Raw genomic sequence first — 25,679 nt, 5'->3', positions numbered from 1 at the left:
GCGTCAAAGGCGGCAAACTCCGGTTTTAGTCCAAAGCCGCTGTTGGGGATGTCCCCCAGCCCCCGCCAGGTGTCGTCTTTAGGCTCCAACACCTGGGCCATCACCTGTTGGGCCATTTGGTTGCCCGACCGGGACACCGCCCGGGTGTATTCGTTTTCCAACTTGGGGGCGTGATTCTTCACCTGGGTGATAAGCAGGTGGAGGGCCGCCACCAGGTCCCCCGCCTCAAAACCCGCCACCACGGCGGGTTTTTCATATTCCTTGGGGAGAAATTGGAAGGCATCCGCTCCCAAAATGGTGGCCACATGGCCGGGGCACAGAAAGCCGTCCACCCCGAAGTCCTCTTGGCTCAGCAGAGCCCGGAGAGCGGGGGGCGTGGCTTTCAGCAGGCACAGCAGGGAGAAGTTTTTTATCCCCTGCCGCTGGGCCTCCAGCACCGCCAGGGCGGTGCCGGGGGCGGTGGTCTCAAAGCCCACCCCCAGGAACACTACTTGTTTCTCTGGGTGGCTTTTGGCCAGCTCCAGAGCATCCATGGGGGAGTATACCACCTGGATGTCTGCCCCCAGGGCCTTTTGCTGCCGTAAATCAAACCCGGGCTTGGAGCCGGGCACCCGCATCAAATCCCCGTAGGTGGTGAGGGTGACCCCAGGCAGGGCAGAAATGCGCAGCACCTCGTCCATCACATTGGCGGGGGTGACGCACACCGGGCAGCCGGGGCCGGAGATGAGCTGCACCTGGGGGGGCAGCAGCTGCCGCACCCCGGTGCGGGCCAGGGCCATGGTGTGGGTGCCGCACACCTCCATGAGACGTATGGGGGGCAGGTGTGGGTCACGGATGGCCTCCACCAACCGCTCCAGCCCCTGGGGGCGGCGAAAATCCGCTTCACAGAGCATTGGCCACCTCCTGGAGGGCTTGCAGGTTTTGCAGGGCCTGTTCTTCGCTGAGTCGCTCCATGGCAAACCCGGCGTGGACCAGCACATAGTCACCCACCTGGGGGTTGCGGATAAAGTCCAGGCGCACCGAGCGGCGAATGCCGCCCGCCTCGGCGATGCCCTCCTTGTTGTGAATTTCAATGAGCCGCAGGGGCACGGCCAGACACATAGTCATCCTTCCTTTCTCCGCGCTGCCGCGGCGATCAGCTGTCCCAGGGCAATCCCCTCGTCGTTGGGGGACACCCGGGAGTGGTGATAGGCCCGGAAACCCTGGGCGGCCAGTGCGTCCAGGATACAGGGCAGTAGATACATGTTTTGAAAGACGCCGCCAGAGAGCACCACCCGAGTGAGGCCGGTGCGCTCCCGGGCAAATTGGCACTGCTTCACGGCCAACTCCACCATGGCGTTCATAAACTGGGCCGCCAGCAGGTGGGGGGAATCTCCCGCCGCTTTCCGTTCCATTAGGGCGGCGGTGAGGGCGGGGGTGATCAGGCGGCACACGCCGTCCACCGTCTCCACCTCCACGGGGAGGGACTGGGTGATACCAGCCTGGGCCATATGCTCCAGGCGGATGGCGCTCTCCCCCTCGTAGTGGACGGGGGAGGAGCCACCCAACAGGGCATAGACCCCGTCAAAGAGCCGCCCCATGCTGGAGGCGGGGGGACAGTTGAGCCCGGCGTTCAGCTGTAGGGTGAGCAGCTGGGCCTGGGGGGCAGTGGAGTATTCCTCCAGCCCAGCCTCCACCAGAAGGCTGTGGGCGATGCGCCAGGGGTCCCGGGCGCAGGCGTCCCCGCCGGGCAGGCGGATGGGGGAGATGGAGCCCAGGCGGGTGAAGCCGTGGGCGTCTCCCGCCAGACACTCCGCCCCCCAGATGGTGGAGTCGGTGCCCAACCCGGTGCCGTCCCAGATGAGGCCGATGCAGGGGCCTGTGAGGCCGTTATCCGCCATGCAGGAGAGCATATGGGCGTGGTGGTGCTGTACTTGGAGCAGGGGAACATTTAGCTCACGGGAGAGCTGTTGAGCCACCTGGGTGGACAGATAGTCCGGGTGGAGGTCGCAGGCCAGCCCTTCCACCGCCACCCCGAAGAGAGTGCGGAAGTGTTGAAGCTGGGTTTGGTAGTGCTCCAACGTCTCCATGTTTTTCAAATCCCCGATGTGCTGGCTCAGCAGGACATCCTGGCCCTTGCCCAGGGCAAACCCCGCTTTTTGCTCGGCTCCGCAGGCCAGCAGGCCGTGGACGGGGACGGGCACCTCCAACGGCTGGGGCACATAGCCCCGGCTGCGGCGCAAGGGGTACTCTTTTCCTCGGAAGATTCGTATCAGGGAGTCGTCACACCGGGTGACAATGTCCCGGTTGTGGAGGAGAAAGCCGTCGGCGATGCCTTGCAAGCCCTCCACGGCCTCCCGGTTTCTGATGAACACAGGACAGTCCGAGGGGTTGGCGCTGGTCATCACCAGGGCGGAAAAGCCCTCCATGAGCAGATCGTGCAGGGGAGTATAGGGGAGCATGAGCCCCAGCTCTGGGGTGTGGCTGAGGACATCCGGGGCAGGGTCACGTTTTTGCAGCAGCACGATGGGCCGCCGCCAGCTGTTCAGCGCTTTCTCTTCTTCCGGGGAGACATGGCACAGGGCCCGGGCGGCGTCCAGGTCGGCGCACATGAGGGCCAAAGGCTTGCCTTCTCGCTCTTTGCGTGTCCGCAGCAGGGAAGCGTGTTCCGGCAGACAGGCCAGGTGGAAGCCACCCAGCCCCTTCACCGCCACAATCTCGCCCTGTCTCAGCTGGGTCTGGGCCAGCCGGATGGGGTCGCCCTCCACGGCTTGTCCCGCCCCGTCCAGATAGGTGAGGGTGGGGCCGCAGTGGGGGCAGCAGGTGGGCTGGGCGTGGTAGCGGCGGTCGGTGATGTCGGTGTACTCGCCTTGGCAGTCTTCGCACATGGGGAACACCCCCATGGCGGTGCGCTCCCGGTCATAGGGCACGCTTTGGACAATGGTGAACCGGGGGCCGCAGTTGGTGCAGTTGAGAAAGGGGTGGCGGTACCGCCGATCGTTGGGATCTCGCATCTCCCGCAGGCAGTCGGGGCAGATGCCCACGTCCGGGCTCACCTGGGTGTCCGGGAGCGTCTCTCCCACGCTGGGCAGGATGTGAAAGCCCGTCTCTCCCGTGGGGGGAATGGAAACGGTGCTGACCCGGCGAATGCGGGCCAGCACCGGGGCCTGTTGCTGCAAAAGGGGGACAAACTGGGCCACCTGGTCTGGCTGCCCCTCCAGCTCCAGCTCCGCCCCCTGGGAGGTGTTGCGGATGAAGCCGGACAGGCCCAGCTGGGTGGTGAGGCGGTGGACGGTGGGGCGAAACCCCACCCCCTGCACCAGCCCCTCCACCTCCAGGCGAATGCGGGAGCGCTCAGCCATCGGCTTTCTCGGCTGCTGCCTTGGCGGCTTTGGCGGCCTCGGCCTTGGCCTTCAACTCGGCGATCTGCTCCGGGGTCAGCTTGGGGGGCGGCGCCTTCTTGATGAAGGTGCCGGAGACCAGGAAGTCCTCGGGCTTGGTGCCCACGATCATGTAGTCGTCACTGAGCTCGATGGACTTTCGGGCGCAGAAGTCCGCGCACATGGAGCAGAAGGTGCAGCTGGTCAGGTCAAAGGTGAGGGTGATTTTCTGGTCCCCGTTGGGCAGGGGTTCCATGGTGCGCTCCATGCACTGGGGGGCGCACACCCGCATACACATCCCGCAGTTGACACAGGTTTCCGGGTGGTAGATGATGCGGCCCCGGTAGCCGGGGGCTGCCTTGGGGGGCTCTCCCTTGGGGAACTTCTCGGTGGCGGGGGCGCAGAACAGGTTGCCCAGAGCTTTGGTGAGGTAGGGAATCATGCCTGACGCATCTCCTTCCGCTTTTCAGCCAGAATTTCCGCGGCCTTGGCCAGAGCGGCCATGATGGCCTCGGGCTTGGGGGTGCAGCCGCCCACGGACACATCCACATGGGTGTACTTCTCCAGGGGGCCGTCCACGCAGTAGCTGCCCTTGAAGACGTTGCCCGACCGGGGGCAGGAGCCCAAGCTCACCACCACCCGGGGTTCGGGGACCTGGGCCAGGGTGCGCACCAGGCGGTCACGGGTCTGGGAGGTGACGGGGCCGCTGACCACCACGATGTCCGCTTGCCTGGGGGTTCCGGTGAGGCGGAAGCCCAGCCGCTCGGCGTCATACCGGGGGGTGAGCACCGACACCAATTCAATGTCACAGCCGTTGCAGGAGCCTGCATTGATGTGGAAAATCCAGGGACTTTTGGCCATGCTCTTGTCAATCATTCGTTGAAACATTTCCTTGTCCCTCCTTACAGGCCCAGCCAGACCAAAATGAGACTGATGAGGGCCAGACCGGCCACCACCGTCCAGTAGAATTTGAACACTTGCTCCACCTTGAACCGGGCGCACACGGCGTGGGGCACGCTCATGGTCACAAAGGTGAGCACCACGCTGAGGGCTACCATCGCCAGGGCGTCCAGAGTGGCGTACCCGGTGGAGATGCCGCCCAGGAACAGCACGCAGAAGAGGGCGCACATGACGTACATTTTCACGCAGTGGGTGAGCCGGAACAGCCCGGCGGGGGGGCCGCTGTACTCGGCCAGGGTGCCCTCGCAGATCTCGGTCTCCGCCTCGGCAATGTCAAAGGGGTGCATGCCGATCTCGCAGGGAATGACGAAGAGCATGGCCAGGGCGGCGGGAATCATGCTCCAGTGGAAGAGCATATTGCCATTGATGGCCTGCCAGTCCACAATGGCCTGGAGGGAGAAGGTGACCCCCAGAGGGGAGCCCTCACCCGCCATGCGGCCCACGGCCAGCATCACCAGCACGAAGGGCAGCTCGTAGGAGATCATGGCCACCATTTCCCGGCTCAGGCCCACCCCGGCGAAGGGGGAGCCGGAGGCGGCAGCGCCCACGATCATGGACACACCAACGATGGTGAGCAGGTAGAGGATGACCACCAGGTCGGCAGAGGTGGAGTACACGGAGTAGGAGAACACGGGGATAAACAGGGCCACGGTGATTAGGGCGGCAAAGCCCAGCACCGGGGCGGCCAGGAACAGTCCCTTGCGGGCGTGGCGGGGAATGATGGTCTCCTTGCCACAGCACTTGAGGAAATCGTACCAGGGCTGGAGTAGGGGCGGGCCTACCCGGTTTTGCATCCGGGCCACCAGTTTGCGGTCCAGGCCTGCCAGCAGGACCCCCACCACCACACAGAACAGGAGGCCGGGGAATACCAGCACATGGAAGATCGTCCAGAGAAGATTTGTCATGTCAGGTACCCCCTTTACAGAAAGATGACGCACAGCACCAGAGCCACAGCCATGGCGGCGGCGCCGTACAGGGTGTAGTCGTTGACCACGCCGCTGTGCCAGTTGTGCATGAAGGAGAAGTAATGTCTCCAGTTGTGCTTGAAGCCCCAGAACAGGTCGCTGCCTCCCACCTGGGAGTACACGCTGGCCTCACCGGAGAAGAAGGAGTCGTACTTGGGGTCCGTATCCGTCTCGGCGGAAATCTCCGAGGTGACGGTGGCCTTCTCGTCCCCGCCCAGCAGGGCCACGATGCACACGGCCAGGGTCACGGAGATGAGGAGCAGCAGCCACATCACCGGCTGCCAGGCCCCAGACAGGGAGAAGCCGGAGACCAGGGAAGATTCCACCCCGTGGGCGGCGGCGTACCCGGTGCCCATGGCGGCGTCAATGTACCCGGAGGCATTGGTAGCGGCCTGGGTGGCGGGGGTGAGCAGCCACTGCTGCACCTGGTCGGGGAATAGACCGGGCAGGATGCACAGGGCGGACAGAATCCACATGGGAATGCGCATCCCCAGGGAGACTTCACGGGTATGTGCAAACTTGGGGTTGAGCTGGCCGAAGAACACGCTCTGAGCCACCTTGATGAAGGAGGCCAGGGTGAGCACGCTGGTGATGAGGGCGGCCACACACACCACCACGAAGAAGAAGTTGCCTGTCTCTCCCGCCTTCTGGAAGGTGGCCTGATAGATCATCCACTTGGAGGCAAAGCCGTTGAAGGGGGGCAGGCCGCTGATGGAGGCGGCGCCAATGAGGAAGAGGGCGCAGGTGCCGGGCATCTTCTTGGAGAGGCCGCCCAGCTCGTCCAGGTCCAGGCTTCCGGTGGCGTGCTGGACCGCACCGGCGGTGAGGAACAAAAGACCCTTGAAGATGGTGTGGTTCATGGCGTGGAACAGGCCAGCAGACATGCCAAGAGCGGAGCCCAGGCCGATGACGGTGATCACATACCCCACCTGGGAGATGGAGTGGAAGGCCAGCAGACGCTTAAAGTTGTGCTGGTTGAAGGCCATGGTGACGCACACGAACATGGAGATGACACCCACCCCGGTGACAAAGTACTGCACGAAGGGCTGATCCATGTTCTGGTACAGGCAGTAGCACAGGCGGATGATGCCGTACACGCCGCACTTGGTCAGAACGCCCGAGATCATCAGGGAGATGGAGGCGGGGGCCACGGCGTGGGCATCGGCGGCCAGGGGGTGGAAGGGGAACAGGAAGGCCTTGGAGCCAAAGCCCACAAAGAGGAAGGCGAAGGCGATGAGAATCACCGGGGAGGAGGCCGTGGGCAGCAGAGAGGCAATCTGCGCCAGGTTCAGGGTGTGAAGCTGGGAGTAGAGGAGGGCGATGCCAATGAGCACCGAGGTGGAGCCCAGAGAGCCCACCACCAGGTACTTGAAGGCGCCCTCCAGAGCCCCCTCGTAGTGGTTGCGGAAGGCGGTGAGGGCCACGGCGGTGAAGGTCATGATCTCGATCATGACAAACATGTTGAAGAGGTCCCCGGACAGCACCAGGCCCAGCACGGAGCCGGACAGCATCAAAAAGAGGGTGTAGTAGTTGACCAGGGAGTCGTCGTGGCTCATGTAGAAGAAGGAGTAGACGCCGGAGACGAACACAGCCACCACCACAATGAGGGCGAAGAACAGGCTCAGAGCGTCCACTTCCAGGCTGTTGCCAATGGCCCAGCCCTCTACCGGCTCCCAGTTGCCCAGCCAGTAGTTGATGACCTGGCCCCCCAGCAGCACCGGCTGGATGAGGGCGAGGATGAGCACCAGGGAGACCAACATGGAGAGAAACACCACAGTGTTGCGCACCTTGGCGTTGCGCCGTCCCACCAGGGAGGAGATAAAGGCCCCCAAAAACAGGGACATGATGGCCAGGATGGGGAAGTTGTTGATGAAGTTAGAAAAATCGAATGTCATCCTCGTAACCTCCTAATCTGGTCCGACTCCAAAGTGCCGTACTGTTTGTAGAGCATGATGATGAGACTCAGGGTCATGGCGGTGGTACATGCGCCGATGACGATGGAGGTGAGGGTGAGGGCCTGGGGAATGGGGTCCACGAAGAAGGTGTCGCGGGTGAGCTCCGAGATGTTGAAGATGGGAGCGGTGCCGCCGTCATGGAAGCCCACGGAGACGATGAGCAGGTTGACGCCGTAGTCCACCAGGCCCATGCCCACGCAGATCTTGAAGAGGTTCTTTTTCGTCACCATACAGTAGATGCCCAGGGCGATGAGAAAGAAGCAGACCAGGTAATTGGTGAATATCATGCCGCATCCTCCTCCTTTTCCTCGGGAGACTCGTGTTTGTCATCCTCCAGCACGCTGAGCATCATGATCAGCAGGCAGGTAATGCCCGCCATCACGTGGTAGCCCACCGCATCGTTCATCAGGATGCTGGTGTCCACCTGTTGCCCGGCAAAGACGAAGTTGACGCAGAAGTTCAGGCCCGTGAACACACCCACCAGGGCGATGACCACGTACATGATCTCCGCCACCGTCTCACTGGAGTGGAGCATGTGCTCGTTGAAGGAGTGCTTGACGCCCCAGCCGCCGTACCCCAGGTACACCAGCAAAATGGCGCTGGCCACCAGTACGCCGCCCTGGAAGCCGCCGCCGGGGCTGGTGCTGCCGTGGAGCACCACGTAGCAGCCGAAGACGCAGGCCAGGGGGAGGAACAAATCGGAGGCGCACCGGGAGATGGCATGGGTCTTTTTATAGGTCTTCATGGCCCTGGTCCTCCTTTTTCACAGAATGGGCAGCCTTGCGCAGGATCACCAGGGAGCCTGCGATGGCGGCGATGAGAATGAAGCTCTCACCCATGGTATCGTAACCACGGAAGTTGAAGACCACGGAGAAGACCACGTTGTCGGCGGCGGTCTTTTCCAGGTTCTCGTTGACCATAATGGCGGCGGCGCCGTCGGCGTTGGAGTTGTCATAGGAGCTGGGGTCTTCGTACAGCCCCACCAGGTCGGTGTTGGTGCCGTCGTAGGTGGGAGGGCTGCCTGCCATGCGCCACCCGGCCCACACGCCGCAGGCCAGGAGCACTACCAGGGTCAGAGCCAAGGCCACTTTTTTCGTACCGCTCATTGCTGCTCCCCCTTTCGTCCGTACACCTTACGCAGGGCGATGATGTAGAGAATGGTGGACAGCACCGCCCCCACGCTGGCCTCCGCGATGGCCACGTCCGGGGCCTGCAAGAGCACAAACTCCAGGGCCACAAAGGAGCCGGTGGCCGCCAGGGCGATCACCGAGTCGATGACCTTTTTGGCGTTCACCGCCACAATGGCGGAGGCCACAATGCCGCAGAGCACCAGGGTGTTCAGGACAAAAACCAAGGTACCATTCATTGGGGATCATCCTCCTTATAGTCGTCGATGATCGGCTCCGGGTTGGGCTTCACCGAGCGGTAAGCGCCCTTGCACAGAGCGTGGTTGGACACCGGGTTGGTGCCCAGCACAAACAGCAGGATGAACACCAGCTTCACCACCACCGAGCCGCTCATGCCGTTGGCCACCACATACACGATGCTGGCCAGGATGACAAAGATGGTGCCCATGGTGGAGATGCAGGTGGAGGCCTGGAGCCGCCCGAACACGTCCGGCATGCGCAGGATGCCCAGGGTGCCGATGAAGGCGAAGAACAGGCCGATGGCCATGAGGACAGCCACCACAATATCAACCGTTTCCATACCTCACAGCCTCCTTTCCAGATAGCGGCCCACAAACACGGTGCTGACAAAGCCCAGCAGGGCCACCACCAGGGCGATGTCCAGGTAGATGGTGCGCCCGGTGTGCAGGGAGTAGAGCACCAGGGCCAGAGCGGTCACCAGGTCCAAGGCGTCCATGGCGCAGATGCGGTCGGCGGCCGTGGGGCCCCGGAATACCCGGTAGAGCAGGAGCAGGTCCAGAATGATGCACACGATGGCGCCAATTAAAAAGACTGTCATTTCCAAATCCTCCCGATCCAGCGTTCCATGGTTCCCTTGATGGCGTCCCCGGCCTTGTCCCGGTCGGTCTCCGCCACGTCGATCCAGTGGACGTAGTAGTAGTTGCGCCCCTCCTGGTCCTGGGCGGTCTCCATGGTGATGGTGCCCGGGGTGAGGGTGATGCAGTTGGACACCATGGCGATGCCGTAGTCGCTTTTCAGGTTGGGGGAGCCGGGGATGCGCAGAATGCCCGGCTTGTAGCTGAGCTTGGGGCTCAAAACCAGCTTGGCCATGCTCACGTTGGCCTTGATGATCTCCCAGAAGAAGATGATGACGCAGTAGAATACCAGCAGAATGAGCCGCACCGGGTTGTAGAGGTAGAAGGCCCGGCTGTGGATGAAGAAGCGGCAGGCGAAGGCCGCCACAATCACCGACACGATGCCGCCCAGGATGAGCTCCCGGGGGGCAAAGGACCAGGTGAGGAGCATCCAGAAGAGGAAGCACACGATGGCGGTGGACAGCCAGGCGGTAAAGCGGAAGCCCTTCATGACGGACACCTCCCGATCTGAGCGTCGATTTTCTGGCTCAGCCAGTCCACCAGCTCATTCAGGCCCGACCCGTCCCGGTTGGACAGGCGGAACACCGCCACCTCCGGGTTCTGCTCCCGGGCGGAGTGTTCCACCCGCTGGTCGTCGAAGTCGAAATAATCCTTCAAGTCGTACTTGTTCATCACCAGCGCCTGGGTGGTGGCGAACATCAGGGGGTATTTCTCCACCTTGTCGTCCCCCTCGGGGATGGAGAGGAGGGCCACCCGGAAGCTCTCGCCGATGTTGAACTCCGCCGGGCACACCAGGTTGCCGATGTTCTCCACAAAGATGACGTCCAAGCTGTCCAGATCGAACTCGGGGAGCATTTTCTCAATGCTCATGGCCTCGATGTGGCAGGCCCCGTCGGTGTCAATCTGAGTGACGGGAATGCCCATGGCGTGGATGGCGTCGGCGTCAATCTGTCCGGCGATATCCCCTTCGATGACACCAATGCGGTAGCGCTCCCGCAGGGCGTTGATCAGGGCTACAATGGTGCTGGTCTTGCCCGCACCGGGGGAGCCCATGACGTTGACCAGACACACCTGGTGTTGGGCCAGCTTTGCCTTCACGGCGTCGCTGACGTCCTCATTCCAGGCCATGACCTGGTGCATAACTTTGATTTCCATCAGTCAACCTCCAAACTCTCAATGTAGAATTCCCGGCCTTGAATCAGCTTTAGGTGGGTGGACCCGCACTGGGGACAGCGGACATGGCGGCGGTCGATAGGACTGTCCTGGTTGCAGTCCAGACAGTGGATGACCACCGGAAGCCGCTGGATGTCCAGCACCGCCCCCTGGGCGATGGTGCCCTGGCTGATGACGTCGAAGTAATCCTGGACACACTGGGGAACCACGCCGGAATACTCCCCCAGCTTGATGTGTACCGTTTTCACCTTTGTGGCCCCGTGTTCCTGAGCCACTTGTTCGGCAATGTCCAGAATGCTCTGGGTGATGGCAAGCTCGTGCATGGCAGTTTATCGGTCCAGGCAGGAGAAGCAGGGGTCGATGGAGGCCACAATGAGGCCTGCGTCTGCCACCGTGTTCCCCCGCAGCATGACGGGGACGGTGGGGGCGTTTTTGAAGGTGGGCACGTGGAGGCTCACCCGGTGGTTATTGAGGCCGCCGTCGGTGACCACCTTGTATACCAGATGGCCCCGGGGTGCCTCATGGCGGGCGACGAACTCGCCGGCGGGCACCTTGGGGATGCGATTGCCCAGGTTGATGGGGCCTTCGGGCAGATTGTCCACCGCCTGGCGGATGATTTTGATGCTCTCGTAGATCTCCAGTACCCGGATGACCACCCGGGCATACACGTCCCCGGATTCTTGGACGGGGACGGTGAAGTCGAAGTCCTCGTAAGAGGAGTAGGGGGCGTCCCGGCGCACGTCCATGTCCACCCCGGAGGCCCGGGCGTGGGGACCCACCGCGCCCAGACGGATGGCGTCCTCTCGGGTGAGGATGCCTACACCCTTGGTGCGCATGGCCAAGGTCTTGTCGTGGGTGAGCCAGTGGGTGATGGGGCCCATGCGCTGTTCCAAATCGTCCATGGCGGCCATCAGGTCCCGGCGCTGGTCGTCGGTGAAGTCCCGGCGGGCGCCGCCGATGATGTTCATGCCGTAGTTGACCCGGTTGCCTGTCAGGGCCTCCAGCACGTCCATGGTGCCCTCCCGGTCGTTCCAGCACTGCATGAACAGGGAGTCGTGGCCCACAATGTGGCAGGCGATGCCCAGCCACAGAAGGTGGGAGTGGATGCGCTCCAGCTCCTCGATGATGACCCGGATGTATTGGCCCCGCTTGGGCACTTCCATTCCGGCGATGTGCTCAATGCACAGCGCGTAGGTCAGGGAGTGGGAGTGGGAACAGATGCCGCATACCCGCTCCACCAGCACCAGGGTCTGGATAAAGTTGCGCTCCTGGGCCAGCCGCTCAATGCCCCGGTGGTTGTAGCCCACGAAGACCTCGGCGTCGGTGATGCGCTCGCCGTCCACGGTGAGACGGGCGTGAATGGGCTCCTCCAGAGCGGGATGGTAGGGGCCGATGGGAATGGTATAACTCATAATGACCTCCCGGACTTGGCAGCTGGGCTGCCGCAGATTAATGGCTGTAAGATGCAAAAAAGGCCCGCACGTCTCCGAAAATTCCCAGAAACTGCCCACAGGAATTTCAACCAGATGTCTCTAACATATGGAAAATCCTGTGGCGCACTTTGTGAGTTTCGGCAAAACGTACAGGCCCACCACATCAGGTCTTGATGAAAATTATAAATCCGTCCTGCGTGGTTGTCAAGAATGTAACAAAAAAACCTCTGAAACTGTGTGGAATTTTACATATCGGATAAAGGGGGCTGGCGGTAGCGCAGTTCCCAGAAAGCGACCGCAGAGGCGGCGGCCACGTTGAGGGAGTCCACGTCGTGGGACATGGGGATGCACACGGCATCAAAGCACCCGTCGATGGTGGTCCGGGCCAGCCCGTCCCCCTCAGTGCCCAGCAGCAGGGCCAGCTTGTCGGCTTGGTGCAGACCGGGGTCTTCAATGGAGTGGGCGTCGGGGGTGAGGGCCAGGGCGACGGTGCGAAAGCCCAGGGTGTGAAGCTGCTCCAGTCCGCCCTCCGGCCACTGGGGGATGCGGGTCCAGGGAATCTGAAATACTGTGCCCATGCTCACCCGCACCGAGCGGCGGTACAGGGGGTCACAGCAGTTGGGGGTGACCAGCACCGCATCCATGTGCATGGCAGCCGCCGAGCGGAAAATGGCCCCCACGTTGGTGGGGTCTGCAATGCCCTCCAGCACCGCCACCCGGTGGGCGTTGCGGCACAGCTGCTCCACCGAGGGGAGGAGGGGGCGGCGCATGGCGCACAGCACCCCTCGGGTGAGGGGAAATCCGGTGAGCTGGGCCAACAGGTCCGAGGGCCCGGTGTACACCGGCACCCCGGAGCACCGCTCCAGAAGGGGCTGGGCCTGTCCGGTGATGTGCTTTTCCTCCATGAGAAAGGAGAGGGGCTCATAGCCCCCATTCAACGCCCGCTCAATGACCTTGGGGCTCTCGGCGATAAAGATGCCCTTTTCCGGCTCCTTTCGGTTTCTCAGCTGGGCCTCGGTGAGGCGGGCGAAGGCGTCCAGCCCCGGGTGGTCCAGGGTGTCCACATAGATGATAGTTGCCATGTCAATTCCTCCTAAGAGAAAGGCCAGGTGCATGCACACCTGGCCTAAATCGGTATTTGTTAATAGGAAGGGGCGTCAGAGGTCGCTGCGTTGGGGTCCTCAATGATCTTGCCGTCCCGCACCTGCTGCATCAGGTCCTTGGCCATCTCCACGGTGGACTCATCGGGGATGGTGACGTAGGCCTTCTGGCTGGGGATGGAGTAGGTGTACTCGCTGGAACCAGTGCCGGAGACGTAGTAGGTGACGATGTTCCAGTCGCCGCCGTTGGCCAGCTGATCCCGCACCAGAGCGGTGATGAGGTCGGTGGGGATGGAGGTCTTGAAGCAGTCATCCACTGCATCCATCAGGGAAGTGAAGTTGGTGAGCATGGCGGGGGACATGGCCTTCCCAGCCACGGCCTGGATGACCTGCATCTGGTTGATGCCGCGCTGATAGTCGCCGTTGACAAAGGCGTAGCGCTCGCGGACGTAGTACAGAGCTTCGTAGCCGTCCAGCTTGTTGATGCCCTGGGTGTAGTGGATGGTGGTGGGAGCGATGGTGGAGTAGAAGTCGTGCTCGGAATCCACCTCAATGCCGCCCAGGGCGTCGATGATGGTCTCAAATCCGGTGAAGTTTACCCGGAAGTAGTAGTCGATGTCGATGCCGTAGTACTGGGCCAGGGTGTCCTTGCTCTCGTCCACACCGTAGAGTCCGGCGTGGGTGAGCTTGTCGGGGTAGTCGTAGGAGCTGCTGCGGGCCAGGGGAATATAGAAGTCGCGGGGGGTGTTGAGCAGCAGCACCTGGCGGGTCTCGGTATTGACGGTGGCGATGATGTTCACGTCGCTGCGGCCGGTGGCCATGATGTTGCTGTCCCGGGAGTCGCTGCCGCTGATGTACACGGAGAACACAGAGTCCGCCTTGGAGATGGAGGTCTTGTCGTTGTTGTTCTCCGTCTCCACCACCACGCGGAAGGACTTGACTTCCCGCAGCCCGTCCATGGCGTCCTCATAGCCCTCCAGGTCCTCCAGCACACTCATGTGGCCCTGGTCGGTGAGAATGGCATCCACCTCGCCCTCAGCCAGGGCGTCCACCAGCTCGGTGGCGCTGGCGTAGGCTTTGGTGGAAAGGGTGGTCTTGTATTCCTGGTCCAGCTGCTGGATGGCGGCCTTGGTGTTGGCCTCCGTCATGGACAGGGTGCCGAAGGTCTCGTCCAGCAGGTCCTCCATGTTCCGGTCATCATCGGAGCGGACATAGACGGTCATCAGAGAGGTCTCATCTTCTTCGGCGGTGATGTTGTTCAGGGTGTCCATGCCGATGTTGATGTAGCGAATGCCCACGGCGAAGATCAGGCAGAAGATCATGGCCAGCACCGAGCCGATGGCCAGCCGCACCGGCTTGGAACGGGTCAGACTCAGCCACCACACCACGATCACGGGAACGGCTACCACTGCGCACAGCAGCCCGATGCGCAAAGCGTCCAGCATCTGGGTGGAGATGGCGGTGTAGACAAAATATCCGCCTAATATGGTAAAGGCAATCAGGGCGAGTTTGTTGAGAAAAAAGTCAAAACCAAGGCGTCCAGACTTCTTGTTTGGATATTTTCCCATAATATGTTCCTTCCTTTGACACCGCTTCCAGAGGGGCGGGCGTCAGGGTGATGTGTGCGGCGACCCTGCCGCAGCGGATAACTTCCGACATTATAGTACAAAAGAAGGAAAATGGCAATGGAAGTATCCGGGAATTTCCACCTGTTTTCGATTTTTGTGGGAAATTACAGACGGCCCGGCGCTTCAAGCGCCGGGCCGTCTGTGAGATTGATTATGACTGGGGGGAGGTGACGATTTCTCCGTTGCGTACCTGCTCCATGAGCTGCTTGGCGGTCTCCACAGTGGTCATATCAGGGACAATGACATCCAGATGCCAGTCAGGATAGCTGTAGGTGTACTCCTTGCTGAAGGAGCCGGAGACGTAGTAGCTGACGATGTTCCAGTCCCCGCCGGTTTGCAGCTGGTTTTGCACCATATCGGTGATGAAGTCAGAGGGAATGCTGGTGCGGAAGCAGTTGCCCACGGCGTCCATGAAGGGGAGGTACTGGGTGAGGATGGCGGGGGAGAGGACCTTGTCCGCCACAGCCTCGATCATCCGCATCTGGTGGATGCCCCGCTGATAGTCGCCCTTGGGGAGGTTGTACCGCTCCCGGACGAAGTACAGGGCCTTCTCGCCGTCCATGTGGTTGACACCCTTTTCATAGGTGTAGTCGGAGATATAGGACTCGAAGTCGTAGTCCGAGTACACGTCAATGCCGCCCAGGGCGTCAATGATGCCCTCAAATCCGGCGAAGTTGACCTTAAAGTAGTAGTCCAGCTCTATGTCGTAGAGCATTTCCAGAGTTTTGATACTCTCCTCAATGCCCCGGCCCCCGGCGTGGGTGAGCTTGTCCGGGACTCCGCCTGAGAAGGACAGGGGAATGAAGTAGTCCCGGGGAGTGGACACCAGCAGCACCTGGTGGGTTTTGGGGTTGATGGTGGCGATGATGTTCACATCGCTGTTGCCCGAGGTGGAGATATCGCTGCTTCGGGAGTCGCTGCCGCTGATATATACCGTAAAGGGCTGGTCCAGGGGGATGGCGGGAGCGGTGGTGGGCTGGGGAGCGGCGCTGGCCTGGAGGGGCACCTGAATGGTGTCCACCATGCGCAAACTCTGCATCACGTCCTTGTACTCCTCCAGGTCGTCCAGCACGGTCATGTGGCTCTGGTTGACCAAAATGGCGTCGATTTCCTTGTTGTTGAGGGCGTCCACCAGTTTGGTTGCCTCAGGATAGCCCTGGGGGGTGAGGGTGACGCTGTACTTGGCGTCCAGCTGTTTCACCGCCGCCTGGGTGTCGGTCTGGTCGGCGCTGAGCATGCCAAAGGGGTGCTGGAGCAGCTCGTCCATGCTGCGGGTATCATCTCCCCGCACATACACGGACATGGCCAGGGTCTGGGCCTCCGGGTTGGTGACCCGGTCCAGGGTGTCCAGGCCCACCCGGGCATAGACAATACCCACGGCGAACACCAGACAGAACACCACGGACAGCACGGAACCTGCCGTGCGCTTGGCGGGGCCGCGGCTGAACCGCAGAGCAAACACCACCACTACGGCCACCACCACTGCCGCCGCAATCAGGGCCAACAGCAGGGGGGTGAGCATGTGAGTGAAGAAGAGCGCGGCCACAAAGCCGATGCCGAGAACGGCAAACAACAGCAGGGCCAGCAGATTGACCACGGTCTCCAGACCGGAGCGGGCAGTTTTTCTTTTGTACCGTTTTGCCATGTGGCACATCTCCTTGTCGTTGTTATGGCACATTATAGTATGCCACAGGGGAAATGGCAACGGCTCCAGGGGGTCGGCGTGCAGAATTTACAACTTCGATACAACTCCTTGCGGAGTTCTTAAAAAGTGTCCAGAAATTGAAAAATAATGGGAAATAAAAATGAAGCTTGACAAATGACACAAGATATAGTAGCCTGTACTCACGGTGATCATACACCTGGCGGTATTAAGTGGAATCAACCACGTGGCGTATGATCGTGAAAGCCGGCCGACCGTCTGGGCAAGAAAAAGGTCCCAGTGGGTCGGTCTTTTTCTTTATCCAACAAATGGAAAAAGAAGGGAGTTCACAATGAAAGGACGCATTCACTCTGTGGAGAGCATGGGGCTGGTGGACGGCCCCGGCATTCGCACCGTGGTGTTTCTCCAGGGGTGTGGGCTGCGGTGCCAGTACTGCCACAACCCGGACACCTGGGAGTGTGGCGCCGCTGCCGCCAAGGAGATGACGCCGGAGGAACTGGTGGCCAAGCTGCGCCGGTTCAAATCCTACTACGGCGCCACCGGCGGGGTCACCTTTTCCGGCGGTGAGCCGCTGTTGCAGCCGGAGTTTTTGGCCCAGGCCCTGGAGCTGTGTCAAAAGGAAGGCATTCACACCTGTCTGGACACCGCCGGGTGCGGGCTGGGGGACTATGAGCGGATTCTGTCCCACACCGACCTGGTGCTGCTGGACATCAAGCACTACACCCCCCAGGGGTTCCAGGCGGTCACAGGCCGGGACACCGGGGAATGGAGAGCGTTTCTCAGCCAATTACAGGCCCAAGAGGTGCCCCTGTGGATTCGACACGTGGTGGTGCCCGGGCTCACCGACGGCGACGAGCATTTGCAAGGGCTTCTGGACTTTGTCTCCACCTTGCGCCATGTGCGCCGGGTAGAACTGTTGCCCTATCACACCCTGGGGGTACACAAGTACCACACCCTGGGATATCCTTACCCCCTGGAGGGGGTGGAGCCCCTGGCCAAGGACGCTCTGGCCGGGTGGCAGGAGAAGTTTGACCGAGCGTTTCCCCATATTTGATAAGGAGGTACATTCCCATGAGCATTGATGTCAACTGCACCGCCTGGGAGGGCTTTCGCACCGGCGAATGGCGCCACCTGGTGAATGTGCGCAACTTCATTCAGAAGAACTACACCCCCTATACCGGAGATGACAGCTTCCTGGCTCCCATCTCCCCCCGCACCGCCAAGGTGTGGGAGAAGGCCCACGCCCTCATTGTGGAGGAGCTGAAAAAGGGCATCATCGACGTGGAGACCCACGTGGTGTCCGGCATTGACAACTTCGAGCCCGGCTACATTGACCAGGAGAACGAGGTCATCGTGGGACTCCAGACCGACGCCCCCCTCAAGCGTATCGTGAACCTGTACGGCGGTATGCGTATGGCCGAGTCCGCCCTCCACGAGTACGGCTACGAGCTGGACCCCGAGATCGAGCGCCACTTCAGCCTCTACCGCAAGACCCACAACGAGGGCGTGTTTGACGCCTACCCCAAGCGCACCCGTCTGGCCCGCACCGCTGGCCTGCTCACCGGTCTGCCCGACGCCTATGGCCGTGGCCGTCTGGTGGGCGACTACCGCCGGGTGCCCCTGTACGGCACCGACTTCCTCATCGAGGAGAAGCAGAAGGACCTGGACATGCTGGACGGCCCCATGACCGAGGAGCGCATCCGCCTGCGGGAGGAAGTGAGCACCCAGATTCGGGCCCTCAAGGAGTTCACCCACATGGCCAGCCGCTACGGCTGTGACGTCACCCGCCCCGCCGAGAACGCCCATGAGGCCGTGCAGAACCTGTACCTGGCCTATCTGGCGGGCGTGAAGGAGAACAACGGCGCCGCCACCTCTCTGGGCCGCACCGCCACCTTCCTGGACATCTACATCCAGCGGGACCTGGACCGTGGCCTGCTGGACGAGCAGGGGGCCCAGGAGCTTATCGACCAGTTCATCATCAAGCTGCGCCTGGTGCGTCACCTGCGTACCCCCGAGTACAACGAGCTGTTCGGCGGCGATCCCACCTGGATCACCGAGTCCCTGGGCGGCATGGGCATTGACGGCCGCACCCTGGTGACCCGCAACAGCTTCCGCTACCTCCACACCCTCACCAACCTGGGCACCGCTCCCGAGCCCAACCTCACCGTGCTGTGGAGCCAGAACCTGCCCCAGGCTTGGAAGGACTACTGCGCCAAGATGAGCATCGCCACCGACTCCATCCAGTATGAGAACGACGACGTGATGCGCCCCCTGTACGGGGACGACTACTGCATCTCCTGCTGTGTGTCCGCCATGGCTGTGGGCAAGCAGATGCAGTTCTTCGGCGCCCGTGCCAACCTGGCCAAGAGCCTGCTGTACGCCATCAACGGCGGTGTGGACGAGAAGAAGGGCCTCCACGTGGTGCCCGGCATCATCCGGGACGAGGACGAGGTGCTCAGCTACTCCAAGGTGCTCACCAACTACAAGAAGGTTCTGTCCTACGTGGCTGAGTTGTACGTGGACACCATCAACATCATCCACTACATGCACGACAAGTACGCCTACGAGGCCAGTCAGATGGCCCTCCACGACACCCTGGTGGAGCGCCTGGCCGCCTTCGGCGTGGCGGGTCTGTCCATTGCCGCCGACTCTCTGTCCGCCATCAAGTTTGCCAGGGTGCGGCCCATCCGCAATGAGGACGGCATTGCCGTGGACTTTGAGGTGGAGGGCGACTTCCCCAAGTACGGCAACGACGACGACCGGGTGGACGACATCGCCGTGGAGATCGCCGCCTACTTCTCCGCCGAGCTCAAGAAGCACCCCCTGTACCGGGGCGCCATCCACACCCTCTCCGCCCTCACCATCACCAGCAACGTGATGTACGGCAAGAAGACCGGCTCCACCCCCGACGGCCGCAAGGCCGGCGAGCCCTTCGCCCCCGGCGCCAACCCCATGCATGGCCGGGACGAGAACGGCGCTCTGGCCAGCCTCAATTCCGTGGCCAAGATCCCATACCGGGGCGTGTGCCAGGACGGCGTGTCCAACACCTTCTCCATTGTCCCCAATGCCCTGGGTAAGAGCCAGCAGGAGCGGGTCACCAACCTGGTGTCCATCCTGGACGGCTACTTCGTCCAGGGCGCCCACCACCTGAACGTCAACGTCATGGACCGTCAGGTGCTGCTGGACGCCATGGAGCACCCCGAGCAGTACCCCACCCTCACCATCCGTGTGTCCGGCTATGCGGTGAACTTCAACCGCCTGAGCCGGGAGCAGCAGCTGGAGGTCATCAAGCGGACCTTCCACGAGGCTGTGTGATCAAACCTTCCCAAATAGCAGGGCCCAGAGTATGCTTCGGCGTACTCTGGGCTTTCTTTCATGCCCGGACACCGCTTAAAAACAGACAACTTTTATTTTATAAAGGCCATGCAATAAATTTGTGTGCTTGAAAATTTGGTACAAATCTCTGGGAAAACCAGGGGGCGAGGAGGGCGAGTGTCCCGGAATTTGAGGGGAAATCCAGGTGTCAGGGCAAGGAAATGAGTGGCAGCAAATGAGAAATATTTGAAAATTCTAACGTGTTATGGGGGGATTGCCGGAGAAAACGGTTGAAAAGCTGGGTGTTGTATAATTTGTATTGTTGGAATGGTGGAAAATATCAAATCTCTGTGCAATGTGTTGATTTTTGGAAGGGCAAATGCTAACATCAATAATAAAGACAACAGACATATGTGCAGTTTGTATGAAAGAGAGCATCCAATTGTAAAACCAATTTCCCTGATTGTTTCGGTCGGGGAACTGTTCTTCCCTGCGAGGGGAGCGGAAGGAGGCGAAGGCCAGACAGCAGGTGTGGAAGGCAGCGTTCCGCAAGAGAACCATGCAAGACTCAAGACTATGATAAAAGAGAGGGGAAAACATGAAGAGTTTCAAGAAGTTCGGAAACAAACGCGTTGCAGCAGGCCTTCTCAGTGCGGCCATGGTGTTGTCCATGGTTCCCATGAGTCCGGCCAGAGCTGAGACTCAGGACGACAGCAGCCAGCTGTACAACTACGTGCAGACAGACGGTGAGAATCTGGGCAACAACATTGCCCTCAAGGCCACCGCAGGCGCATCCTACACCAATGTTTGGGGCATCTCTCCCGATGCCATGAACGACGGAGCATTGGCCACTTCCGACCCCTACTCCAGCTGGAACAGCTGGGGCACCAACGACGAGGCCTATCCCGTCACCACCTCCCTGACCTGGGAGTCCGAGCAGGTCATCACAGGCATGCGGGTGATCTGGTGGGCGGATAACGCCACCCTGAACTCCAACGCCAACGTCACCTTCCCTAAGTCCGCTGCTCTGTACTATGTGGACAGCGAGGGCAACGAGCACCAGATCACCGGGATGACCAATGAGAAAGGCATGCCCACCGACGAGGTGGGCGTGGAAGTGGATTCCAGCTCCAACAACGGCATCAACGGCAACAACCAGTACTGGAACTACGTGGAATTTTCTGAGCCCATCACCACCACCCAGCTGGTGATGAAGGTCCAGCGCAACGGCACCGGCACCAACGGTGTGGGCATCAGCGAGTGGGAGGCCTTTGGCTATCAGACCATCGCCTCCGGCACCAACGTGGCCGGTGAGGCCTCGGTGACCACTTCCTACACCAATACCACCCTGCCGGACAACGCCGAGGCCGCCATCAACGACGGCACCCTGGCAGACGGCAACTGGACCACCTGGAACACCTGGTCCGAGGCTGGCGACGTGGAGTATCCCGTCACCGTGGATTTGGATTGGGGCAACGCCACCTATGACATCTCCAGCGTGCGGGTCATGTGGTGGTCGGACAATGACGGGGTGCAGTTCCCCGCCTCCTGCCAGCTCCAGTGGTACAATGAGCGCTCCAAGGAGTGGGTGGATGTGACCCAGCTGGTGGACGAGACCGGGGCGGACACCTCCACCGTGGGGGTGAAGTTCGGTACCGCCGATGAGGCGGGCACCGACGCCAGCCAGTTTGCCAACGGCGCCAACCGCTACTGGAATGGCGTGGCCATGAACGAGACGGTGCAGACCAGCAAGCTGCGCCTGGTCATCGACCGCAACGGCAGCGGCCAGACCGGCGTGGGCATCGGCGAGGTGGAAGTGTACGGCACCAAGCTGGCCCAGACCGACGGGGACAACGTGGCCCTCCAGGCCACCGCCTCTGCGGACGCCCAGAACACCCCGGTGACCAACGTCAACAACGGGCAGCTGGCCACCAACGCCAGCACCTCCTGGAACACCTGGAACAGCAGCACCTATCCCACCACCGTCACCCTGACCTGGGACGCCCCCTATGTGCTCAACAGCATGCGGGTGATGTACTGGGCGGATAACGGCAACCTCACCGCCTCCGGCAACGTCACCTTCCCCAAGAGCTGTGAGGTGGAGTACTACAACCACGAGTCCGGCCAGTGGGAGAAGATCACCAACATGACCAACGAGTCCGGCCAGGTGGTCTCCTCCGTGGGCGTCAAGTACGGCAGCGCCGAGGCCGCCTCCGACCAGCCCGGCAGCTACCTCAACGGCAACAACCGCTACTGGAACGTGGTCTCCTTCCAGGAGCCGGTGAAGACCACCCAGATCCGCCTGAAGATCGACCGCAACGGGTCCGGCGCCAACGGCGTGGGCATCGGCGAGTGGGAGGTGTACGGCGAGGAGATGACCGCCGAGTGGAACGAGCTGGTTTCCACCCAGATCACCGGCAAGGAGCGCATTCTCAAGGGCGAGACGGGCACCTTCACTGCCGAGAGCCTCCCCGCAGGGCTGGACGGCCTGAGCTACCAGTGGGAGCTCACCGAGGGCAGCCAGTACATGGAGATTGTGGGTGCCACCAACGAGTCTCAGGTGCAGCTGGCTGCCAAGGACAGCGGCTACGGCACTCTGAAGGTCACCGTGTCCCGGCAGGAGGAGGGCCAGACCGTCACCCGCACCGACACCTTGGAGGTGAAGGTGGACGGCATCGAGAGCCTGGACGAGTATGTCACCGCCACCGAGGCGGGCCGTGCTCCCATCCTGCCCAAGACCGTGGTGGCCAACGGCATCGCCTTTGACGACCCAACCCCTGACCTGTACGGCCCCACCGGCTACAACTTCGCCGAGGAGTTCAACGCCTCCCTGGTCCCCGTGACCTGGGAAGAGGTGGACCCCGCTCTGTACGCCGAGGATAAGGTGGGTACCACCTTTGAGGTGAAGGGTACCGTGGTGTCTGGCGACGAGACTCTGGAGGCAGTGGCCCGTGTCACCGTCAACGAGCCTGTGGTCACCCCCGTGGCCAACAGCACCGTCACCTTTGAGAACGTGCAGCTCACCGATAACTTCTGGAACCCCAAGCAGAAGGTCAATGCCGTCAACTCCCTGAACAAGGCCATCTATCAGATTGAGCAGGCCTCCGGCGGCGAGCCCAACTTCGTCAACGCCATTGCCAAGCTCAATGGCGAGCCTTACGACGAGTTCCAGGGCTATGTGTTCCAGGACTCCGACATCTACAAGAGCATTGAGGCCATCTCCTACACCCTGTCCGTCATTCACGACGACACCGACCCCGAGATGGTGGCCCAGCGTGAGAAGCTGGAGGAGAAGCTGGCCTACTGGATCTCTCTCATTGAGCAGGTGCAGTACGCCGACGGCTACATCAACACCCACTTCACCCTGAGAAGCACCGGACACGCCGGCGGCAGCTCCGCTGGCACCCACCGGTGGCACGACTTCTCCAACCACGAGATGTACAACGCCGGTCACTTCCTGGAGGGCGTGGTGGCTTACACCCGCTACCGTGAGGGCATCGGCGATCCCGACTACAGCCTGTATGTGGTGGGCCGTCGGTTTGCCGACGAGATCGTGGACCTGTTTGGCCCCAACGGCACCCGCCACGAGGTCCCCGGCCATGAGGAAATCGAGCTGGCTATGGTGAAGTTTGCCAAGCTGGTGGAGGAGTACGAGGGCGAGGGCACCGGAGACAAGTACATCCAGACCGTGAAGACCCTCATTGACCGCCGCGGTGTTGATAAAGATCAGCGCGAGAGCGGCTACAACGGCGGCGAGTACTCCCAGGACAATGACTCCATCATGACCATCACCGAGGCTGTGGGCCACGCTGTGCGTGCCTGCTACTTCTACACCGGTGTCACCGACGTGGCCACCCTGCTGCCCGAGGACGATCCGGACCGGGCGGCCTACCTGAACACCATGGATGCCATCTGGGACTCCGTGGCCAACACCAAGACCTACATCACCGGCGGCATTGGCGTGCGCTCCCACGGCGAGGACTTCGGCGATCCCTACGAGCTGCCCAATGACGACTCCTACTGTGAGATCTGCGCCACCATCGCCCTGGCCAACTGGAACCAGCGGATGAACCTCATCCACGAGGACGCCAAGTACGCCGACGTGGTGGAGAAGAACCTGTACAACGCCATTCTGGTGGGCACCAACCTCACCGGAGACAAGTTCTACTACAGCACCTACCTGGAGGCCAAGAACGGCGATCCCCGTTCCGACTGGTTCGCCTGCGCCTGCTGCCCCCCCAACCTGATGCGTACCATCGCCAAGCTCAGCGAGTACATGTACACCATCCACGGTGACAAGCTGTTTGTGAACATGTACATCGGCAGCGAGGGCAACCTGAACATCGACGGCACCAACGTGAACCTGACTCAGGAGACCGAGTACCCCTGGGACGGCGCTGTGAAGCTCACCGTCACCCCTGACGAGGCCAAGGAGTTCACCATGAACATCCGCATCCCCGGCTGGACCCAGGAGCAGGCCAACAAGGAAGTGTCCATCTACGTCAACGGCGAGAAGGTCACCGCTGAGGCTGAGAAGGGCTATGTGGCCATCACCCGCACCTGGGAGAAGGGCGACGTGGTGCGCATCGACATGCCCATGGAGGTCCGCATGACCGAGGCCGACCCCAACGTGGAGGCCAACCAGGGCCGCATCGCCATCCAGCGTGGTCCCATCGTGTACAGCATTGAGATGGCCGGAAACGCCCAGCTCAACAGCGACATTGCCAACTTCAGCCCCCTGAACTTTGTCATTCCCCGGGATGCCCAGCTCACCGCCACCTACAATGAGGACCTCCTCAACGGCGTGGTGGAGATCACCGGAGACGTGAAGTACAACGACAACAGAAACCTCATCGACGCCAAGCTCCAGGCCATTCCCTACTATGCCTGGAACAACCGGGGCAACGACGGGGTGGAAGGCCAGAACAACTGCAGCCAGATGCTCATCTGGACCAACACCACCGGCGCCAGCGTGAAGATCGGCGGCGCCTCTGAGGTGGCCGTGGACGACAGCTTCACCCTGAACGCTGTGGCCGCTGGCCTGGACAATCCCACCTACACCTGGACCGTTAAGGACGGGGACGCCGTGGAGATTGCAGAGGGTGCCGACACCGCCACCGTGACCCTCAACGCCCGCAAGGAGGGCACTGCCGTGGTGAGCGTCACCGCCACCAGCGGGGAGGACTCCGTCAGCGCTGCGTGGACCGTCACCGTCACCAAGGGCGGCGAGCCCGCCCCCGGCGACGTGGACAAGACCCTGCTGGAGAAGACCATCGCCTACGCCGAGGGGCTGGACACCACCGGCGTCACCGACTCCGCCGTGGCTGCCTTCCAGACGGCTCTGGATGAGGCCAAGGCTGTGATGGCCGACGAGAATGCCACCCAGGCTGAGGTGAACAACGCTTGGGATAACCTGCTGGAGGGCATCTGGGGTCTGGGCCTGGTGCAAGGCGACAAGACCCTGCTGGAGCAGCTGATCACCAAGGCCGACGACATGGTGGCCAATGCCGACCAGTATATGGCCGACCACTGGCAGGAGCTGGTGGATGCCCTGGCCAAGGCCAAGGACGTGTACGCCGACGGCGACGCCATGGAGGAGGACGTGCAGCCCGCCGCCGAGGCCCTGCTCAATGCCATCCTGGCCCAGCGCTTTAAGGCGGACAAGTCCATCCTGGAAGACCTCATCGGCAAGGCTGAGAGCATCGTCCTCTCCGGCTACACCGCCGAGTCCGTGGCTACCTTCCGCACCGCTCTGGCCAATGCCCAGGCTGTGATGGCAGACGCCACGCTGTCTGAGGATGATCAGGCCACCGTGGACGCCGCTGTGGCCGCCCTCAACGAGGCCATGAACGGCCTCACCGCTGAGGGCACCCCCGAGCCCAGCGATGAGCCCGAGACCACCGACAAGCCCGAGGCTTCCCAGAATCCTGAGGCCACTGAAAAGCCCCAGGCCACCGAGAAGCCCGAGAACGTGCCTCAGACGGGCGATTCCGCCCAGCTGATGGGCTATGTGGCCGCGCTGGCCGCCGCCGTGATGGTGCTTGGCGCTGTCACCGTGGTGCGCCGCCGCCGCAACGGCTAACATGATAAAAAAGTACGGTCAGCGTCAAGCTGACCGTACTTTTT

General features: G+C 61.7%; 23 protein-coding genes and 1 riboswitch. Of the genes, 3 read left to right on the top strand and 20 right to left on the bottom strand.

Annotation, left to right across the window (positions count from 1 at the left end):
* The 20 genes from hypD to E0L15_RS06780 form a co-directional block, all read right to left on the bottom strand.
* Positions 1 to 893, bottom strand: an 893-nt coding sequence (hypD, locus tag E0L15_RS06875; RefSeq protein WP_168125028.1) for a hydrogenase formation protein HypD, incomplete at its 3' end; no start/stop codon positions are given.
* Entirely contained in the window at positions 883 to 1,107 is a 225-nt protein-coding gene (locus E0L15_RS06870) for a HypC/HybG/HupF family hydrogenase formation chaperone (protein WP_243155420.1), read from the bottom strand. The genes hypD and E0L15_RS06870, both read right to left, overlap by 11 nt.
* Positions 1,104 to 3,341, bottom strand: coding sequence for a carbamoyltransferase HypF (gene hypF, locus E0L15_RS06865; RefSeq protein ID WP_168125027.1), 2,238 nt, complete (start codon positions 3,339 to 3,341; stop codon positions 1,104 to 1,106). Before hypF ends, E0L15_RS06870 begins: the two co-directional genes overlap by 4 nt.
* Positions 3,334 to 3,801 carry a hypothetical protein gene (locus tag E0L15_RS06860; RefSeq protein WP_168125026.1) on the bottom strand — a complete coding sequence of 156 codons (468 nt, stop codon included), beginning with the start codon at positions 3,799 to 3,801 and terminating at the stop codon, positions 3,334 to 3,336. The genes hypF and E0L15_RS06860 overlap by 8 nt, the downstream gene beginning before the upstream one ends.
* Positions 3,798 to 4,247, bottom strand: a complete 450-nt coding sequence (locus tag E0L15_RS06855) for an NADH-quinone oxidoreductase subunit B (RefSeq protein ID WP_087369545.1) — start codon at positions 4,245 to 4,247, stop codon at positions 3,798 to 3,800. The genes E0L15_RS06860 and E0L15_RS06855 overlap by 4 nt, the downstream gene beginning before the upstream one ends.
* A gap of 14 nt (positions 4,248 to 4,261) precedes the next feature.
* The gene (locus E0L15_RS06850; RefSeq protein WP_168125025.1) at positions 4,262 to 5,224 is read right to left on the bottom strand and encodes a complex I subunit 1 family protein; all 963 of its coding nucleotides are present in this window, start codon (positions 5,222 to 5,224) and stop codon (positions 4,262 to 4,264) included.
* Positions 5,225 to 5,238: 14 nt separating this feature from the next.
* Positions 5,239 to 7,179: a proton-conducting transporter membrane subunit gene (locus E0L15_RS06845; RefSeq protein WP_168125024.1), complete on the bottom strand. Its 1,941-nt coding sequence runs from the start codon at positions 7,177 to 7,179 to the stop codon at positions 5,239 to 5,241.
* The gene (locus E0L15_RS06840; protein ID WP_087231360.1) at positions 7,176 to 7,526 is read right to left on the bottom strand and encodes an NADH-quinone oxidoreductase subunit K; all 351 of its coding nucleotides are present in this window, start codon (positions 7,524 to 7,526) and stop codon (positions 7,176 to 7,178) included. Before E0L15_RS06840 ends, E0L15_RS06845 begins: the two co-directional genes overlap by 4 nt.
* Positions 7,523 to 7,984 (bottom strand): MnhB domain-containing protein, encoded by a 462-nt coding sequence (locus E0L15_RS06835; RefSeq protein WP_087231362.1) that lies wholly within the window; start codon positions 7,982 to 7,984, stop codon positions 7,523 to 7,525. Before E0L15_RS06835 ends, E0L15_RS06840 begins: the two co-directional genes overlap by 4 nt.
* Positions 7,971 to 8,345 carry a hypothetical protein gene (locus E0L15_RS06830; RefSeq protein WP_168125023.1) on the bottom strand — a complete coding sequence of 125 codons (375 nt, stop codon included), beginning with the start codon at positions 8,343 to 8,345 and terminating at the stop codon, positions 7,971 to 7,973. The genes E0L15_RS06835 and E0L15_RS06830 overlap by 14 nt, the downstream gene beginning before the upstream one ends.
* The gene (locus E0L15_RS06825) at positions 8,342 to 8,605 is read right to left on the bottom strand and encodes a hydrogenase subunit MbhD domain-containing protein (RefSeq protein WP_087231368.1); all 264 of its coding nucleotides are present in this window, start codon (positions 8,603 to 8,605) and stop codon (positions 8,342 to 8,344) included. The genes E0L15_RS06830 and E0L15_RS06825 overlap by 4 nt, the downstream gene beginning before the upstream one ends.
* A complete protein-coding gene (mnhG, locus tag E0L15_RS06820; RefSeq protein ID WP_087231371.1) occupies positions 8,602 to 8,946 on the bottom strand; it encodes a monovalent cation/H(+) antiporter subunit G in 345 nt (114 codons plus the stop codon). Before mnhG ends, E0L15_RS06825 begins: the two co-directional genes overlap by 4 nt.
* 3 nt (positions 8,947 to 8,949) lie before the next feature.
* Complete coding sequence (locus E0L15_RS06815) at positions 8,950 to 9,204, bottom strand: monovalent cation/H+ antiporter complex subunit F (RefSeq protein WP_087231374.1); 255 nt, start codon at positions 9,202 to 9,204, stop codon at positions 8,950 to 8,952.
* On the bottom strand, positions 9,201 to 9,731 hold the full coding sequence (locus tag E0L15_RS06810; protein ID WP_168125022.1) for a Na+/H+ antiporter subunit E: 531 nt from the start codon (positions 9,729 to 9,731) through the stop codon (positions 9,201 to 9,203). The genes E0L15_RS06815 and E0L15_RS06810 overlap by 4 nt, the downstream gene beginning before the upstream one ends.
* Entirely contained in the window at positions 9,728 to 10,396 is a 669-nt protein-coding gene (hypB, locus tag E0L15_RS06805) for a hydrogenase nickel incorporation protein HypB (RefSeq protein ID WP_168125021.1), read from the bottom strand. The genes E0L15_RS06810 and hypB overlap by 4 nt, the downstream gene beginning before the upstream one ends.
* The gene (gene hypA / locus E0L15_RS06800; RefSeq protein WP_087231383.1) at positions 10,396 to 10,737 is read right to left on the bottom strand and encodes a hydrogenase maturation nickel metallochaperone HypA; all 342 of its coding nucleotides are present in this window, start codon (positions 10,735 to 10,737) and stop codon (positions 10,396 to 10,398) included. The genes hypB and hypA overlap by 1 nt, the downstream gene beginning before the upstream one ends.
* A 6-nt stretch (positions 10,738 to 10,743) precedes the next feature.
* Positions 10,744 to 11,826 (bottom strand): nickel-dependent hydrogenase large subunit, encoded by a 1,083-nt coding sequence (locus E0L15_RS06795; RefSeq protein ID WP_087390984.1) that lies wholly within the window; start codon positions 11,824 to 11,826, stop codon positions 10,744 to 10,746.
* 266 nt (positions 11,827 to 12,092) lie between these two features.
* Positions 12,093 to 12,929: an RNA methyltransferase gene (locus tag E0L15_RS06790; protein WP_168125020.1), complete on the bottom strand. Its 837-nt coding sequence runs from the start codon at positions 12,927 to 12,929 to the stop codon at positions 12,093 to 12,095.
* Between the two features lie 59 nt (positions 12,930 to 12,988).
* Positions 12,989 to 14,515, bottom strand: coding sequence for an LCP family protein (locus E0L15_RS06785; RefSeq protein ID WP_168125019.1), 1,527 nt, complete (start codon positions 14,513 to 14,515; stop codon positions 12,989 to 12,991).
* Positions 14,516 to 14,726: 211 nt separating this feature from the next.
* Positions 14,727 to 16,220, bottom strand: coding sequence for an LCP family protein (locus E0L15_RS06780; protein WP_168125018.1), 1,494 nt, complete (start codon positions 16,218 to 16,220; stop codon positions 14,727 to 14,729).
* Between the two features lie 203 nt (positions 16,221 to 16,423).
* Positions 16,424 to 16,509: riboswitch (ZMP/ZTP riboswitch) on the top strand.
* A gap of 60 nt (positions 16,510 to 16,569) precedes the next feature.
* Between E0L15_RS06780 and pflA the strand changes: the two genes are divergently transcribed.
* From pflA to E0L15_RS06765, 3 genes are all read left to right on the top strand, one after another.
* A complete protein-coding gene (gene pflA / locus E0L15_RS06775) occupies positions 16,570 to 17,292 on the top strand; it encodes a pyruvate formate-lyase-activating protein (protein ID WP_168125017.1) in 723 nt (240 codons plus the stop codon).
* A gap of 17 nt (positions 17,293 to 17,309) precedes the next feature.
* Complete coding sequence (gene pflB, locus E0L15_RS06770) at positions 17,310 to 19,553, top strand: formate C-acetyltransferase (protein ID WP_168125016.1); 2,244 nt, start codon at positions 17,310 to 17,312, stop codon at positions 19,551 to 19,553.
* A gap of 598 nt (positions 19,554 to 20,151) precedes the next feature.
* Entirely contained in the window at positions 20,152 to 25,635 is a 5,484-nt protein-coding gene (locus tag E0L15_RS06765) for a beta-L-arabinofuranosidase domain-containing protein (RefSeq protein ID WP_168125015.1), read from the top strand.
* Positions 25,636 to 25,679: the final 44 nt, after the last annotated feature.

The organism is Pseudoflavonifractor sp. SW1122, assembly GCF_012027765.1.
Classification (GTDB): domain Bacteria; phylum Bacillota; class Clostridia; order Oscillospirales; family Oscillospiraceae; genus Enterenecus; species Enterenecus faecium.
Note: the sequence above shows the minus strand (reverse complement) of the source record. Positions and strands in the feature narration are given on the sequence as shown.

Excerpts from the sequence above, each read along its gene's own strand:
- E0L15_RS06815 (WP_087231374.1), bottom strand. The coding sequence starts at position 9,204 with ATGACAGTCTTTTTAATTGGCGCCATCGTGTGCATCATTCTGGACCTG.
- E0L15_RS06845 (WP_168125024.1), bottom strand. The coding sequence starts at position 7,179 with ATGACATTCGATTTTTCTAACTTCATCAACAACTTCCCCATCCTGGCC.
- E0L15_RS06870 (WP_243155420.1), bottom strand. The coding sequence starts at position 1,107 with ATGACTATGTGTCTGGCCGTGCCCCTGCGGCTCATTGAAATTCACAAC.
- hypA (WP_087231383.1), bottom strand. The coding sequence starts at position 10,737 with ATGCACGAGCTTGCCATCACCCAGAGCATTCTGGACATTGCCGAACAA.
- E0L15_RS06765 (WP_168125015.1), top strand. The coding sequence starts at position 20,152 with ATGAAGAGTTTCAAGAAGTTCGGAAACAAACGCGTTGCAGCAGGCCTT.
- E0L15_RS06785 (WP_168125019.1), bottom strand. The coding sequence starts at position 14,515 with ATGGGAAAATATCCAAACAAGAAGTCTGGACGCCTTGGTTTTGACTTT.
- E0L15_RS06825 (WP_087231368.1), bottom strand. The coding sequence starts at position 8,605 with ATGAATGGTACCTTGGTTTTTGTCCTGAACACCCTGGTGCTCTGCGGC.
- hypF (WP_168125027.1), bottom strand. The coding sequence starts at position 3,341 with ATGGCTGAGCGCTCCCGCATTCGCCTGGAGGTGGAGGGGCTGGTGCAG.
- E0L15_RS06795 (WP_087390984.1), bottom strand. The coding sequence starts at position 11,826 with ATGAGTTATACCATTCCCATCGGCCCCTACCATCCCGCTCTGGAGGAG.
- mnhG (WP_087231371.1), bottom strand. The coding sequence starts at position 8,946 with ATGGAAACGGTTGATATTGTGGTGGCTGTCCTCATGGCCATCGGCCTG.
- E0L15_RS06780 (WP_168125018.1), bottom strand. The coding sequence starts at position 16,220 with ATGGCAAAACGGTACAAAAGAAAAACTGCCCGCTCCGGTCTGGAGACC.
- hypB (WP_168125021.1), bottom strand. The coding sequence starts at position 10,396 with ATGGAAATCAAAGTTATGCACCAGGTCATGGCCTGGAATGAGGACGTC.
- E0L15_RS06835 (WP_087231362.1), bottom strand. The coding sequence starts at position 7,984 with ATGAAGACCTATAAAAAGACCCATGCCATCTCCCGGTGCGCCTCCGAT.
- E0L15_RS06830 (WP_168125023.1), bottom strand. The coding sequence starts at position 8,345 with ATGAGCGGTACGAAAAAAGTGGCCTTGGCTCTGACCCTGGTAGTGCTC.
- pflA (WP_168125017.1), top strand. The coding sequence starts at position 16,570 with ATGAAAGGACGCATTCACTCTGTGGAGAGCATGGGGCTGGTGGACGGC.
- pflB (WP_168125016.1), top strand. The coding sequence starts at position 17,310 with ATGAGCATTGATGTCAACTGCACCGCCTGGGAGGGCTTTCGCACCGGC.
- E0L15_RS06860 (WP_168125026.1), bottom strand. The coding sequence starts at position 3,801 with ATGATTCCCTACCTCACCAAAGCTCTGGGCAACCTGTTCTGCGCCCCC.
- E0L15_RS06855 (WP_087369545.1), bottom strand. The coding sequence starts at position 4,247 with ATGTTTCAACGAATGATTGACAAGAGCATGGCCAAAAGTCCCTGGATT.
- E0L15_RS06790 (WP_168125020.1), bottom strand. The coding sequence starts at position 12,929 with ATGGCAACTATCATCTATGTGGACACCCTGGACCACCCGGGGCTGGAC.
- E0L15_RS06840 (WP_087231360.1), bottom strand. The coding sequence starts at position 7,526 with ATGATATTCACCAATTACCTGGTCTGCTTCTTTCTCATCGCCCTGGGC.
- E0L15_RS06810 (WP_168125022.1), bottom strand. The coding sequence starts at position 9,731 with ATGAAGGGCTTCCGCTTTACCGCCTGGCTGTCCACCGCCATCGTGTGC.
- E0L15_RS06850 (WP_168125025.1), bottom strand. The coding sequence starts at position 5,224 with ATGACAAATCTTCTCTGGACGATCTTCCATGTGCTGGTATTCCCCGGC.